Below are 14781 nucleotides of genomic sequence, written 5' to 3'. Positions count from 1 at the left end.
CAGGAACGCACGTCTCAGGAGGTCCAGTTGAACATCATCCATCGCTTCAGGCCGTTCGCCGCAGCATTGCTGGCCGGCATGGCAGCGCTCGCGACTGTCAGTGCCATTCATGCGGCCGACTCAACCGCCCGGCCGGAAGCTGCGGTTTCGCCGATGAAGCGCGTGGCGGAAGCCCGGGCTAAGGCCAAGGCCGAGAACCCCGACGGCGCCGATCGCGTCTATGGCGGCAAGGAGGCCGAGAAGGGCGCCTACCCGTTCCAGGTGGCGCTGCTGACCACCGACAGGCTCGACGAAAGCCCGGCCTCGCAGCCGGACGCGCAATTCTGCGGCGGCAGCCTGATCGCCCCGCAATGGGTTCTGACGGCAGCACATTGCCTTGTCGACAACGGCCAGCCGATCTCGGCGAGCGCGATCACCGTGCTGACCGGAGCCACCGAACTCAGCGAAGGCAAGCGCTACAAGGCGGCGGAGGTCATCGTCAACGAAGGCTATAGCGAGCAGACGATGGACGGTGACCTCGGCCTGATCCGGCTGGCCGAGCCGGCCGATGCGCCGACCATCAAACTCGCCCGCGAGGCAACGCCCGAGTCCGGCAAGACCACTGTCATCGGCTGGGGCAAGATGCAGGACGGAACGTTCCCGACGGCGCTGATGGTGGCCGACCTCGATCTCGAGCCGAACACGACCTGCAACACCGGCATCAAGGACATCTATGCGCGCGACCTGAAAGCGGCGCTCAGCGATCTCGCCCGCCGTATGCGCTATTCGGCGAGGGGCATCGACGCAGCCGCCAATGCCATTGCCGCCGACATGTCCGATCCTTTGACCGGCAACATGATCTGCGCCGGCACCGCCAGCGGCGAACGCGACGCCTGCAACGGCGACAGCGGCGGCCCGCTGTTCATGACCGGCGCCGACGGTCCGGTCCAGGTCGGCGTCGTTTCCTGGGGCGAAGGCCCGGCGGACGGCAGTGCTGCCTGCGGCCACAAGAACGCCTACGGCATCTACACGCGGCTGGCCAACTACACGGGCTGGATCGAGGAAAAGATGAACGGCCCCGCAGCGGCCCCGGCAGCACCCAAGGCTGGTGCCGGCACTGCGAAGAAGCCCTGAGAACAAGCCTCAAATGAAAACGGCGGGAACCTCCCGCCGTTTTCGATACTTTGCCGGCTTATCTATTTCCTTGGCGGACCCTTGCGCTCGGCCGAGGCCGCCCAAAGATTGATGTCGGCCTCGCGCGCGTAGGTATCGATTTCCGTAAGTTCGGCATCGCTGAAGTCGAGCGCCTTCAGCGCGCCGACGCAATCCTCGACCTGCTCCGGCCGGCTGGCGCCGATCAGCGCCGAGGTCACCCGGCCCTTGCGCAGCACCCAGGCCAGCGCCATCTGCGCCAGCGTCTGGCTGCGGCGGCCGGCAATCGCGTTCAGCGCCTTGATGTTGTCGATGGACTTGTCGTTGATGAAGGCGGGCCGCAGCGACTTGCCCTGGGCAGCGCGGCTGCCGTCAGGGATCCCACCGAGATACTTGTCGGTCAGCATGCCTTGCGCCAGCGGCGAGAACACGATCGAGCCGACGCCAAGCCCTTCCAGCGTGTCGAGCAGCCCGTCCTCCTCGACCCAGCGGTTGAGCATCGAATAGCTCGGCTGGTGGATGACGCAGGGCGTGCCGAGCTGCTTCAGTATGTCGGCCGCTTCGCGCGTGCGCTGCGAATTGTAGGACGAGATGCCGGCGTAGAGCGCCTTGCCCGAGCGCACCGCTTGGTCGAGCGCTCCCATCGTCTCCTCCAGCGGCGTATCGGGGTCGAAGCGGTGCGAATAGAAGATATCGACATAATCGAGCCCCATCCGCTTCAGGCTCTGGTCGAGGCTGGCCAGAACATATTTGCGCCCACCCCATTCGCCGTAGGGACCTGCCCACATCTCGTAGCCGGCCTTGGTCGAGATGATCATCTCGTCGCGATAGGCGGCAAAGTCGGTGTGCAATATTTCACCGAAGGCGCTCTCCGCCGAACCGGGAGGCGGACCGTAATTGTTGGCGAGATCGAAATGCGTGATGCCGAGGTCGAAGGCCCTGCGTACGATGGCCTGTTTGGTCTTGTGCGGCGTGTCGTTGCCGAAATTGTGCCACAACCCGAGCGAGATGGCCGGCAGCTTCAGGCCGGACCGCCCACAGCGGTTGTAGATCATTTTCTCGTAGCGGTTTTCGGCGGCGACATAGGGCATGGGGAATCCTCGAATCTGAAACGGACCAGGCCAACCATCGCAGTGCGATGAGCGAGCCCTGCGCCCCACCCTTTACCCTCTCCCCGGAAGAAGGGGGAGAGGGGTTAGTCAAAATTATCGATAATCGTTGCAGCCTACTTCTTCTTGGCCATCAGCGCCTTCGCTTCCTTGATACCAAGCGCGGCCGGCCGCTCGCAGGTTGTCTGCATGGCGACGAATTTGCCGGTTTCGCCCGAGCGCAATATGCCGGTCATCACGTCGACGGCATGCAACGCCAGCTCCATCGAGCAGCGATGCGGCCGCCCTTCGGCAATTGCGATCGCCATGTCGGCAAGGCCGGCGGTGCGATAGTTGGCCATCATGCCTTGTCCGTGCATTTCATTGGGAACACCGAAAGGATGTTTCCATTTCGGCAGTTTCTTGACCGGCTTGGCCGCCTCGGTGAAGCGCACGTCGCCGCCGAAGAAATTCGGATCCGGCACGAACACCGTGCCCGCCTCGCCATAGAGCTCCATCGGCGCATGGCCGTGGCTCCAGACGTCCCAGCTGGTGTTGAGCGTGATGACGGCGCCGTTCTCGAACTCCAGCAGGCCGTGGATGGTCGTCGGCGTGTTGACCGGGATTTTTTCGCCGGCGCGCGGCTTCGACGAAATCGTCCGCTCCGTCGCCGGGATCGAAGCGAACGCCGCCACCTGCTTCACCGGCCCGATCAGCTGGATCAGGTTGGTGATGTAGTAAGGTCCGATATCAAGCACCGGACCGGCGCCCGGCTGGAAGAAGAAGTCCGGATTGGGATGCCAGTGCTCCATGCCGTGGCCCATGACATGGCAGGTACCGCTGGTGATCTTGCCGAGCGCGCCGGTGTCGATCAGGTTGCGCACCAGTTGGTGCGCGCCGCCGAGGAAGGTGTCGGGTGCCGAGCCGATGCGCAGCCCCTTTTTCTCCGCCCGGCTCTTCAGGTCGAGCCCTTCCTTGATCGACAGCACGAACGGCTTTTCCGAATAGACGTGCTTGCCGGCGTCGAGGATCTGCTTCGACACCTCATAGTGCACCGCCGGAATGGTGAGGTTGACGATGATGTCGATGTCGTCGGCTTTGAGCAGATCATCGACAGTCTCGGCGCGCAGCTTGAACTCCTTCGCCCGCGCCTTCGCAGCGTCCATGTTGATGTCGGCGCAAGCGCGCATCTCGATGCCGCGGAACAACGGCGCCAGCGAGAAATACGCCTTCGAGATGTTGCCGCAGCCGATGACGCCGATACCCAGTTTCTTTGCCATGATGATTGTTCCTAGTAAGCCTTGACGGATGCGATCGAGCGGCGGGCGAAGCGTTCGATGTCGTTGGGATTGTCTTGTTCCATGACGTAGTACTTGGCGACGCTGTTGGCGCGCAATACCTTGATCAGCCCAGCCCAGTCGATCGTGCCGTGGCCGACATCCGACCAGCCGTCCTCGTCGAGCCCCTCGCCTGGCTTGGCCATGTCCTTGACATGGACGGCGCTGATGCGCTTGCCGTGCTTTTCGATCCAGGGCAGCGGATCAGAGCCGCCGCGCACCACCCAGGCGACGTCCATCTCCCAGCCGATGTCGGGCGCCGCCGTGAGGATGTGGTCCTGCGGCACCGAGCCGTCGGCGAGCTTCTTGAACTCGAAATCATGGTTATGCCAGGCAAAGCCGTAGCCGGCCCTTTGCGCCGTCTCGCCGACCTTGGCGAGCCGCTCGCCGAAACCGCGCCAGCCGGCGGCATCGGACGGCCTCTGCTCGGCGAGCAGATAGGGGCAGATGACGAGCGTGATGCCGAGCGCGTCGGCTGTTCTGCGCACGCCGTCGAAATCATTTTCCAACGCGTCGATCGAGAAGTGCCCGGTCGGCATCGAAAGCCCGTTCTTGTCGAGCTCGGCGCGGAAGGCCTTGGGATCGTCATAGACGCCGCCGAACCCTTCAACTTGCTTGTAGCCGAGTTCGCCGAGCGTCTTCAGCACGCCCTCCCACGGCTGGAAATTGCGGGCGCTGTAAAGTTGGAATGACCAGTTCATCGTCTCTATCCGTTTTTTCTTGGGGGATGGATCTTGGGGCGTATCTTGGGAGAAGTTTAAAGGCGGTTGCCGGTTTGGGCGTCGAAGAGCGAGGCCCGCATCGGGTCGAAGCCGATACTGACCGTGTCCGCATTGTTCGGCGTACGCTCCGATGTCACCCTGACGGTGAAGTTCTGCTTGCCGAGCTTCAGCCAGACCAGCGTATCGGATCCCATCGGCTCGACGACCTCGACATTCGCCGTCGCCGTGAATGGCCAGCCTGCGCCGCTGTTGAAGGCGACATGCTCGGGACGCATGCCGAACACGGCCGGCCCTGGCGTCGGTTCCTTCTCGAAGGCGTAGGTCGCGAGCGGGATGCGCACGTCCTCGACGGCGAAGTGCCAGTCGCCGCTGTCCTTCTCCAGCCTGCCATCGATGAAGTTCATCGCCGGCGAGCCGAGGAAGCCGGCGACGAAGCGGTTGACCGGGCGGTTGTAGATGGTCTGCGGCGCGTCGAGCTGCTGGATGACGCCGCCCTTCATCACCGCGATGCGGTCGGCCAGCGTCATTGCCTCGATCTGGTCGTGGGTGACGTAGATCATGGTATTCTGCAGCTTGCGATGCAGCAGCTTGATTTCGACGCGCAGTTCCGCTCGCAACTTGGCGTCGAGGTTGGAAAGCGGCTCGTCGAACAGGAAGACATCGACGTCACGCACCAGCGCCCGCCCAATCGCCACGCGCTGGCGCTGGCCGCCCGAGAGCGCCGACGGCTTGCGCTGCAAGAGCGGCTCGATCTGAAGGATCTCGGCGGCGCGCGCGATGCGCCTGTCGATCTCCTCCTTGGGCACGCCGGCGACGCGCAGGCCGAAGGACAGATTCCGCTCCACCGTCATTTGCGGATAGAGCGCATAGGACTGGAACACCATGCCGATGCCACGGTCCTTGGGCTCCTCCCAGGTGACGTTCTTGCCCTTGATGAAGATGCGGCCTTCCGAAATGTCGAGCAGGCCGGCAATGCAGTTGAGCAAGGTCGACTTGCCGCAGCCCGACGGCCCGAGCAGCACGATGAACTCGCCCTCGGCGACATCGAGATTGAGCGTGTGCAGTACCGAGATGACGCCGAAACTCAGCGACAGGTCCTGGATCGAAACGCTGGTACCGTTCTGCGCCATATCCATTAGCCTTTCACCGCGCCGGCGGCGATGCCGCGCACGAACCATCTTCCGGAGATGAAGTAGATGAGCAGGGGCACCGCCGCCGTCAGGATGGTAGCCGCCATGTTGACATTGTACTCCCTCACGCCGGTCGTGGTGTTGACGATGTTGTTGAGCTGCACCGTCATCGGCCAGTTGGGCCGCCCGGCAAACACGATGCCGAACAGGAAGTCGTTCCAGATACCGGTAACTTGCAGGATGACGGCGACGACCGTGATCGGCAGCGACATCGGCAGCATGATGTGGAAAAAGATGCGCCAGAAACCCGCACCGTCGACGCGCGCTGCCTTGAACAGCTCGACCGGTATTGCCGCGTAGAAATTGCGGAACAGCAGCGTCAGGATGGGCATGCCAAAGATCGTGTGCACGATGATGATGCCGGGGAGGGACGCGAACAGCCCGACCGAGCTCAGCCCGATGATCAAAGGATAGATCACCACTTGATAAGGCACGAAGGCGCCAAACACGAGCAACCCGAAGAGCAGGTTGGCGCCCTTGTACGGCCAGAAGGTCAGCGCGTAACCGTTGATCGACGCGCAGATGATCGAGATGACCACGCTGGGCAGGGTGATCTTCACCGAATTGTAAAAGCCGGGACTGAGGCCGTTGCAGTCGCGACCGGTGCAGGCATGAAGCCAGGCGTCGGCCCAAGGTTGAAAGGTCGGCTCGCCCGGAAGGTTGAAAAGATGCCCCAGCCTGATCTCCGGCATCCCCTTCAGCGATGTCACGATCATGATGTAGACCGGGATGAGGAAGAAGAGAGCCGCGACGACCAGGAAAGCATAAAGGCCGAGGCGGCCGACCGATATCCGACGCGGTTTCGGCCCGAATGGCCCCACGCCGGCCTGATCCGGCGCTTCCTGGACAGGCTGAATTGCGGTGATCTGGCCGGCGGTCATGCGCTCGCTTCCCGGTTTCGCCGCCACAGTAGAATTCCGCTGAAAGCCAACACGACCAGGACCGGCAGCAGCATCATCGTTGCCGCGGCCATGCCTTGGCCGACGTTCTGGCGGACTGTGATGAGCTGGATGACGTAGACTGCCGGCATGGACGTGGAGATGCCGGGACCGCCGCCGGTCATGGCGATAACCAGGTCGTAGACGCGCACCACGCCTACGCACTGGAGAACGAAGGCGGTGGCGAAGGCACCCTTCATCATTGGCGCCACGATGGACATGTGCGTGCGCCACGTCGGGATGCCGTCGACCCTCGCCGCTTTCCAGATCTCCTCGTCAACGCCGCGCAGGCCGGCAAGCAGGATCGCCATCGTCACGCCCGAGCCCTGCCAGATGCCCGCCACGACCAGCGCGTACAGCGCGGTCTCGGCATCGACCAACGGGGCGAAGCTGAAGCTCGACCAGCCCAAATTGCGGAGCGCCGCCTGCAGGCCGAGATTGGGGTCGAGCACCCATTGCCACACGAGACCGGTGACGATCAGCGACATGGCGAAAGGATACAGGAAGATCGAGCGGAACAGGTCTTCCTGGCGGATGCGCTGGTCCATGAAAACGGCGAGCAGGTAGCCGAACACCATGTTGCAGGTGATGGACATCAGGCCGAAGAACCAGATGTTGTTGACCGAGACGAGCCAGCGGCTGTCGGCCCAAAGGCGCCTATACTGTGCCAGACCGACGAAATCATAGGTGGGGAACAGCTTCGAACTGGTGAAAGACCAGAGCACCGAGAAGCCGATGCCGATCACGAACACGCCGACGGCGACGAGAATCATCGGTATCGTCCCGATGACGGCGGGCAGGTGAAATCTGCGCCTCCAGCTCTTCTGCATCGTCCGTCTTTCTCCGCTTCCACCGACACTCTGGGGCAGTCTGCCGACGCGTTGTCCGAACGACCGGGCTCCGAACCGCCGCGACTTTTCGGCCTGCGATTGTCAGCCCGTCGCCGAGAAAAGGATTCTTATCTCGGGTCGGGAGGCGACCGAGGCGCCGCCGCAAGGGCGGCGCCTCTGGGTGCTGATCGGTTCCGAAAGCATGATCCCGAAAAGTGGGTACCGGTTTTCGGAAAAGATCATGCTCAAACAAAAAAATAGAGCCCCATCCCGATTCTATCGGGATGGAACAGGCTCTAGTCGGAATTGCCGATGATGGTAGAAAACTTCGCAGTGGCGTCGTCAGCTGTCATGGAGTCGTCCGCGAAGTATTGCGAGACGAGCTCATTGATCTGCTGGTTAGTGTTCTCGGTGATGAACCGGTTCGTCGCAGTGACGATGTTGGAAGGGTTTTCCACCGCTTTCAGGGATTTCTGCATGCACGGGTCGGCCGTCGACATGTCGACGTCGCCACGCACAGGCATGGAACCCTTGGCGTTGTTGAAGGCGACCTGAACCTCCGGGCTGATGAGGAGCGCCGCAAGACGCTTCTGCGCTGCTTCGACATCCGGATTGTCCTGCTTGAAGAATACGATGATGTCGCCGTCGGTGCTGACCACCGGCTTGTCCTCGTTCAGGCCGATCATGCAGCCGAAATCCTTGACCCCGGTCATGCCGGCGGCCGCGAATTCGCCGCGCGCCCAGTCGCCCATCACCTGAAGTCCGGCCTTGCCGGTGATCACCAGGTTGGTGGTGTCATTCCAGTTGCGGTTGGCGTAGCCGTTGTCGGTGAACTGCTTCAGGGTCCTCAACTCGGTGAAGACGCCTTTCATCTCGGCGCCGCCGGCAATCTCGGCGCTCTTCTTGGTATACATCTCGTCACGCTTGGCGACGCCGAGAGCCTCGGTGACCATGTCCTGGAAGAGCAACTGGATCTGCCAGCCGTTTCCGTCGCCGCCGATGGCGAAGGGAATGAGGCCTGCCTCCTTGATCTTCGGTGCGGCCGCGATGAAATCGGCCATGCTCTTCGGCTCCGGCACGCCCGCTTTCTCGAAGACCGGCTTGGAGTACCAGGCCCAGTAGTTCGAATGAATGTTGACCGGAACGCACCACCAGTGGCCGTCGACGAGGCAGGCACTGCCGATCGCCTTCGGGCGAATGACCTCATCCCACTTGCCGGCGGTGGCGACGTCCGTGAGATCGAGCAGCTTCCCGCCCGAAATCAGTTCCTCGTATTGCCGACCGGGATTGAATTGGGCGGCACCGGGCGGATCGCCGCCGAGCACGCGCTGCATGACGGTCGAGCGGGCGGTTTCGCCTAGTGCAATGGCGCTGTCCACCCACTTGTCGCCGTGGCCGTCATTGTCAAAGGCCTTCGCAAACTGCGAGACCGCCGCCGACTCGCCCTTCGACGTCCACCAGTGAATCACTTCCAGATCGGTCGCAGCCGCCGGACCGGCGAGCTGCAGCGCGGCCGTCGCCGTCAGCGCGGCAGTCAAGAGTTTATATCGCATTTCGGTTCCTCCCAGAATCTGAAACGTTACAGATTTTCGATACGGCAATTGCGTGACGTGCGCAACCCCTCGCGCAAAAGCAGTCTGGATATTTTTCGAGCTGCGAACAAAATCCCCCTTCCAATACCGCATTGTGCACCGCAGCACGCAAAGTTGCACCGCAAAACAAGGAAAGCTGCAAAGAATTCGCCTGAAAGGTCTTCTCCGCTGAATTCCGATGGTTTTCTGTCCCGGCAGCACCGCAGACCCAAGCTGCCTGCCACAGCCGCCCACGTGTCGCTCGTGACAATCTGTAACGTTTCAGTGTATTGAGGTTTCGCCAGGTGGAAGTCGCGCGTCGCGGCCCCGGCGATTGCCGGCCTGCCCGGCAACTGCTATGCGCCTGACGGGCGGGACGAATGGACAGGGATCAGACAGACAAGGACGACGAAGCGTCGGCGCACGAGCGCCCGACGCTGAAGACGCTTGCCTTCATGACCGGCCTCGGTGTCACCACCGTATCGCGCGCGCTGAAGGACGCGCCCGAGATCGGTGCCGAGACCAGGCGACGCGTCCAGCTCGTCGCCAGGCAGATCGGCTACCGGCCGAACCGTGCCGGGGTGCGTCTCAGAACCGGCAAGACCAACGTCATCAGCCTCGTGCTCAACACCGAGCGCGAGATCATGAGCTTTGTCTCGGACATCATCTACGGCGTCTCGGAAGTGATCGCCGACACGCCCTACCACCTGATCGTCACGCCCTATTCGCGCTCGCAGGATCCGCTCGATCCTATCCGCTATCTGGTGGAAACCGGCTCCGCCGACGGCGTCATCATTTCGCGCACGCAGCCGAACGATCCGAGGGCCCGCTACATGCTGGAGCGCGGCATCCCCTTCGCCACGCATGGTCGCACGGATATGGGGCTGATCCACCCCTACCATGATTTCGACAACTATGCCTTCGCGGCCGAGGCGGTGCGCCATCTGGCCGGCATCGGCCGCCGCAGGCTCGCTCTGCTGACACCGCCCGTGGGCCTGACCTATCACGGCCACACGGTAAACGGTTTTGCCGATGCCCTGAGCGAGGTCGGCGCCAGTGAGGTGCCGTTCAACACGGTTTCGATCGACCACTCGATCGAGCAGATCAGGATGCGCACCGCGCAGCTGATGCGCCGCGACGACAGGCCGGACGGCTTCGTCAGCAGCGCCGCAGCCGCGACGCTGGCCATCGTCGCCGGCATCGAGGACGCGGGCCTGAAGCTCGGCCGCGACGTCGATGTCGTATCGAAACAGTCATCGGACCTGCTACATCTGTTCCGGCGCGAATTACTCGTAGTCAACGAGAACTTCCGGCTGGCCGGCTCCGAACTTGCCCGCTCGGTGCTCGGCTTGATCGGTGGCGCCGCCCCCGGTTCCTTGCAGAGCATGAGCCTGCCCGGCGAAGTTGTTGCCTATCAGGGCTAGCCGGCCGCTCCACTTCCCCACGGGCCATGGAAGGCGCCCTGCTCGCCGATGCGCTCGAAGCCGTGCGCGCCGAAGAAATCGCGCTGCGCCTGGATCAGGTTCGAGGTGCCGCGGCCCTGGCGGTAGCTGTCGAAATAGGCGAGCGCCGAAGACAGCGCCGGCACCGGCGCGCCAGCCTCGGATGCTCGCGCCACAATGCGCCTTAGCGACGGATGCGCCTCCTGCATCATGGCGATGAAGGCCGGCGCCATCAGGAGGTTGGTGGCCGCGCCGCCGGAGCCGAAAGCCTCAGCCATCGTATCCAGCATTTGCGAACGGATGATGCAGCCTGCCCGCCAGATCTTGGCGATGGTCGGCATCGGCAGGTTCCAGTTGAACTCTTTCGAAGCGCCGCTCATGACAGCGAAGCCTTGCGCATAGGCGGCGATCTTGCCGGCGAACAGCGCCAGTTCGAGATCCCTGAGCAGCGCGGCCTTGTCGCCGGAAATCTTCGTCACGCCGCTGTTGCCATAGGCTTTTTCCGCCGCCTGCCGCTCATCCTTGATCGACGACAGCACGCGCGCCGCCACCGCCGCTTCGATGGCGGTGGCCGGAATGCCGAGCTGCTGCGCCTCGATGACCGACCATTTGCCGGTGCCCTTCTGGCCGGCGCGGTCGAGGATGATATCGACCACCGGCTTGCCGGTCTTGGGATCGTCGGCGGCCAGCACTTTGGCGGTGATCTCGATCAGGTAGGAATTGAGCCGGCCCTGGTTCCAGTCGGCGAACACGGCGCCGATCTCCTTCGGCCCCATGCCCAAGCCGTCACGCAATATGCCGTAGATCTCGGCGATCATCTGCATGTCGGCATATTCGATGCCATTGTGGATGGTCTTGACGAAATGGCCGGCGCCGTCGGTGCCGAGCCAGGCCGCGCACGGTTCGTCCTTGAACTTGGCCGAAATCGCGGTCAACACGCTCTCGACACGCTTCCAGCTCTCTTCGGTGCCGCCGACCATGATCGACGGACCATGGCGCGCGCCCTCCTCGCCGCCGGACACACCCATGCCGATGAAGGTGAGGCCCGAGCCGTTGAGCTCGGAGAAGCGCCGCATCGTGTCACGGAAATTGGCGTTGCCGGCATCGATGACGATGTCGTTGTCGGACAGCACCCCGCGCAGTGCTGCGATCTGTTCGTCGACCGGCTTGCCGGCCAGCACCATGATGATGATCGGCCGCGGCGGCCGGATCGCGGCGGCCAGTTCCTCCAGGCTGTAGCAGGGCACCACCATGTCCTTCAGCGCGCCGGCACTCTCGACAAAGGCGTCGGTGCGCGCCGCTGTGCGGTTGTAGACGGCGATGCGGTGCCCGTGCTCGGCGATGTTGAGCGCCAGGTTGGAGCCCATCGTGCCAAGGCCGATCAGGCCGATTTCGGCTTTTTCCATCGTTTCTTCCCTGCTTTCGGATCTTTTGTTGAGGCCGCGATTTTTGAGGGGATGCCCCTGTTCCCGTGATGAATGACGGGCCTTCGCGGCGGCGTCAACCGCCTCGCCGAATTGTGTCGAGGCAGCGATGCGTGAGATTCAGGTCAGGCCGAGCCGAGAATGGTGGTTCTCGAGAACCGGAGCGGAGCGTACTTAAAGTACGTGAGCACCGGGAGCGCAGAAAACCGCCGTTCGCAGGCCGGCATCACCTGAATATCACTCCGCGCGGATGTCGATCGGCGCTTCGATCTTCACCATCTCGAAGTCCGAGACGAGGATGTCGAGCCGCGCTGTCCACCGGCCGGGGACGGGGATGACGAGATCATCGACGCGCCAGCTGCCGTCGCCGGGCTTGGTCGCCGAGCGCTTGATCGGCTCGATGCCGGAATCGGGCTTGGACAGCACCAGCGTCACCTGCTTGGCGTCGAGCGGGCCGAAATCGCCGGTCATGAGCACCATCGAGGCGATGACCGGCCCGGCATGGCCGGGCGTGATGCTAAGATCGGCCATCGCCGTCAGCGTGTGGATATGCACCGACGCGGGCTGTGCGGCGGCGATCGCTAGCGCGCGCGGCGGCGGCGTGAAGCGCCAGCCGGCGGCGACGGCGAAGATGGCGAGCACGATCAATACTTCGGCGCCGATCGAGCGGACCAGCCGTCGCTGCACCTCGGTTGCGCCGGCTTCGGCGGGCGCGGTGAGCGTCCAGCGGTTGACGGTAGCGAGCGTGAACAGAAAGAGCAGCAACACCAGCTTGACCAGCAAAAGCCGGCCATAGCCGGTGTTGACCAGTGCCGCGGGCGTCTGCACCTGGATGACGGCAAGCACGATGCCGGCGGCGGTGAGCACGGCGACGACCGGCAGGATCGCACGGGAAAACCGGCGCAGGAATGGCCCGGCCTCTGCCGGCTGCCAGCGCACCGCAAGGCCGAGCGGCGCCAGCGCGCCGGCCCAGAAGGCGATGCCCATGCTATGCAGGAACACCATCGGTCGCGTCAGCCATTGCGGTTCGGCGGCACTGGCATGGCCGCTGGCGGCAAGCGCGGCACCGACGCCCGCCAGCCCCGCCAGAGCAAGCGGCTTTGAAACGCCGCGCGGTGCGACCAGCGACAGCAGGCCAAGGCCGAGCGCGACCAGCGCGATCAGAACCGTCCAGCCGAAACTGGTGTCGAGCGCTGTGCGCCACACCACGGACGCGTCGAACTGGGCAAGCGGCACCGCGAGCGCATCCAGCCCCTGCAAGCCCAACGAAACCGGCGCAGCGATCAGCCCGGCGAGGAGCGCGGTGATGACGAAGCGCTGCCCACACCGCCCGCTCTCGGCCAGCCAGGCAAGCGCGAAGGCGCCACCGACGCCGAGAAACAAGCCGACATAGAGCAGGATCTTGCCGAGCCAGATCGCCGACCGCAAATCCCAGTCGACCGGCTCGGCAGCCACCGGCGGCGTGCTCGGCGCGCCGATGGAAAACAGCACCGAGCCGCCGACCGGATGGCCATCGGAGGAAATCACCCGCCAGCTCAGCACATGGGTGCCCGGCTTCAGCTTCTGTGGATTGTCGATGGCGACGGTCTGGTCGCTGAGGCGAAACGAGGTCAGCGCAAGCGATGTGCCGTCGGGCCGCACGAGGGTGAGCACGAGCGGCGACACCGGCTCGCTGAAGGTCAGCGAAAATTGCCCCGGGCCTTGCGCCAGCACCGCGCCGTCAGCGGGATCGGTGTTGATCAGCGCCGCGTGGGCCAACGCCCGCTCCGGCAGACCGAGAACCACGAGCAGCACAAGGACAGCCAGAAGCCCAAGGGCAAGCCGGCCGGCACGCTTGCCGGATATGTACATCGTCTTGCCGAAGAATGCCGCGCTCATGCAACCGCCATGAAGACGGCGGCGCGCGCTTTCGAACGCGCCGCCCGAGAAGATCATTTCTTCGGCAACAGCTTGAGGCCGGGCGCCGGGTTCTCCAGCGCGTCCTCATCTTGCCCGGCCGCCGGAATCTCGATCCAGCGCTCGGCAGCACCCTCGCATTCCTGCACCACCGGGAAGTACAGCGTCTCGCCGGCTGGAAGATCGGCCGCCAGGGAGGCGCGGAAGACGAACTCGTCGTAGAATTCATCCGGCAGGCTGCCACCGCTCCAGTCGACTTCCTTGACGCCCGACGTCACCGCCTCGCCATAAAGCTCGTAGGATTTCTCGTACCTGCCTTTCTTGGTCTGCAGCGTCCAGCCGGGCTTCGGCATCGGCTTCACCGAAATCACCCCTTCCGGGATCTGCACGCGCACAGCGGTCGTCGCCTTGCCCTCACAGCCATGCGGCACGCGCAGGATGGCCTTGTAGGTCGAGCCGACGGGCGCTTCCTGGGTTTCGAGCGTGATGTGCGCGAAGGCAGCACTTGTCCCGACGAAAAGCGCCCCGGCGGACAAAAGATAATTGTTCATGATGGTCTCTCTGATTCTCAAAATTTGTGGAAACTGGTCGGCTCAATTGGCGTGATCGTCCATCCCACCCGTTTCGCCCATGCCTTCGACGGCGAACTCGACGGTGACGCTGCCGGCCTTCTCGAAGGTCAGCGTGGCGGAGAACGTCTCGCCTTGCTTGGGCTGGCGCTTGAGGCCGAAGAACATCAGATGATAGGCGCCGGGCTTTAGCGCGACCTTGCCGCCGGCAGGGATTTCGAGACCGCCGCTGACCGGCCGCATTGTCATGACGCCGTCCTTGACCCCCATCTCATGCAGCTCGGCCTTGTCAGAGATATCGGACGAAATCGACAGCAGGCGGTCCGGCGCGCTGCCTTTGTTGGTGACGGTGAAATAGCCGCCCCCCACCTTGGCGCCGGCCGGCGTTGCCCGCGACCAGGGATGTTCGATCTCGAGGTCGCCGACCTTGAATTCATGTGCGAAGGCCGACTGGGCGCCGACGAACAGCAAGGCGAGGGCGACGACAAGGATGCCGAGGCGTTGCTCGAGCAGGAGGGTATTTCTGTGGCCGGGTGCGCGCGCATGCGCGGCGGCACGGAGGAAGTGAGACATGATGGCTCCATGGATACGTTATCGCGCCGTTGGCCGGTCGCGAACAGTTCAGCGTTGGATGAGTGCGCCC

General features: G+C 63.7%; 13 protein-coding genes. 2 read left to right on the top strand and 11 right to left on the bottom strand.

Annotation, left to right across the window (positions count from 1 at the left end):
• Positions 1 to 27: 27 nt before the first annotated feature.
• Complete coding sequence (locus tag AC1RUK_RS00810; protein WP_481837155.1) at positions 28 to 1113, top strand: S1 family serine peptidase; 1086 nt, start codon at positions 28 to 30, stop codon at positions 1111 to 1113.
• 62 nt (positions 1114 to 1175) lie between these two features.
• Here AC1RUK_RS00810 and mgrA read toward each other — a convergent pair whose 3' ends face one another.
• The 7 genes from mgrA to AC1RUK_RS00775 form a co-directional block, all read right to left on the bottom strand.
• Complete coding sequence (mgrA, locus tag AC1RUK_RS00805) at positions 1176 to 2222, bottom strand: L-glyceraldehyde 3-phosphate reductase (protein WP_481837156.1); 1047 nt, start codon at positions 2220 to 2222, stop codon at positions 1176 to 1178.
• A gap of 134 nt (positions 2223 to 2356) precedes the next feature.
• On the bottom strand, positions 2357 to 3499 hold the full coding sequence (locus tag AC1RUK_RS00800) for a Gfo/Idh/MocA family protein (protein WP_436173553.1): 1143 nt from the start codon (positions 3497 to 3499) through the stop codon (positions 2357 to 2359).
• An 11-nt stretch (positions 3500 to 3510) separates the two neighbouring features.
• The gene (locus AC1RUK_RS00795) at positions 3511 to 4257 is read right to left on the bottom strand and encodes a sugar phosphate isomerase/epimerase family protein (protein WP_481837157.1); all 747 of its coding nucleotides are present in this window, start codon (positions 4255 to 4257) and stop codon (positions 3511 to 3513) included.
• Between the two features lie 56 nt (positions 4258 to 4313).
• Positions 4314 to 5414: an ABC transporter ATP-binding protein gene (locus tag AC1RUK_RS00790; protein WP_481837158.1), complete on the bottom strand. Its 1101-nt coding sequence runs from the start codon at positions 5412 to 5414 to the stop codon at positions 4314 to 4316.
• Complete coding sequence (locus tag AC1RUK_RS00785) at positions 5414 to 6349, bottom strand: carbohydrate ABC transporter permease (protein ID WP_481837159.1); 936 nt, start codon at positions 6347 to 6349, stop codon at positions 5414 to 5416. Before AC1RUK_RS00785 ends, AC1RUK_RS00790 begins: the two co-directional genes overlap by 1 nt.
• On the bottom strand, positions 6346 to 7236 hold the full coding sequence (locus AC1RUK_RS00780) for a carbohydrate ABC transporter permease (RefSeq protein ID WP_481837160.1): 891 nt from the start codon (positions 7234 to 7236) through the stop codon (positions 6346 to 6348). Before AC1RUK_RS00780 ends, AC1RUK_RS00785 begins: the two co-directional genes overlap by 4 nt.
• A 296-nt stretch (positions 7237 to 7532) precedes the next feature.
• On the bottom strand, positions 7533 to 8789 hold the full coding sequence (locus AC1RUK_RS00775) for an ABC transporter substrate-binding protein (RefSeq protein WP_481837161.1): 1257 nt from the start codon (positions 8787 to 8789) through the stop codon (positions 7533 to 7535).
• A 398-nt stretch (positions 8790 to 9187) separates the two neighbouring features.
• Here AC1RUK_RS00775 and AC1RUK_RS00770 point away from each other — a divergent pair, with 398 nt between their 5' ends.
• Positions 9188 to 10231, top strand: coding sequence for a LacI family transcriptional regulator (locus AC1RUK_RS00770; RefSeq protein ID WP_481837162.1), 1044 nt, complete (start codon positions 9188 to 9190; stop codon positions 10229 to 10231).
• On the opposite strand, the gene gndA is transcribed toward AC1RUK_RS00770, so the two are convergent.
• From gndA to AC1RUK_RS00750, 4 genes are all read right to left on the bottom strand, one after another.
• Positions 10228 to 11655 carry an NADP-dependent phosphogluconate dehydrogenase gene (gene gndA, locus AC1RUK_RS00765; protein ID WP_481837163.1) on the bottom strand — a complete coding sequence of 476 codons (1428 nt, stop codon included), beginning with the start codon at positions 11653 to 11655 and terminating at the stop codon, positions 10228 to 10230. The genes AC1RUK_RS00770 and gndA overlap by 4 nt on opposite strands.
• Positions 11656 to 11910: 255 nt before the next feature.
• A complete protein-coding gene (locus AC1RUK_RS00760; protein ID WP_481837164.1) occupies positions 11911 to 13551 on the bottom strand; it encodes a copper resistance CopC/CopD family protein in 1641 nt (546 codons plus the stop codon).
• A gap of 53 nt (positions 13552 to 13604) precedes the next feature.
• Positions 13605 to 14120: a YcnI family copper-binding membrane protein gene (locus AC1RUK_RS00755; protein ID WP_481837165.1), complete on the bottom strand. Its 516-nt coding sequence runs from the start codon at positions 14118 to 14120 to the stop codon at positions 13605 to 13607.
• 42 nt (positions 14121 to 14162) lie between these two features.
• On the bottom strand, positions 14163 to 14711 hold the full coding sequence (locus AC1RUK_RS00750; RefSeq protein ID WP_481837166.1) for a copper chaperone PCu(A)C: 549 nt from the start codon (positions 14709 to 14711) through the stop codon (positions 14163 to 14165).
• Between the last annotated feature and the right edge of the window lie 70 nt (positions 14712 to 14781).

This window comes from Mesorhizobium monacense, assembly GCF_056781675.1.
This window is presented reverse-complemented; position numbering and strand designations above follow the sequence as displayed.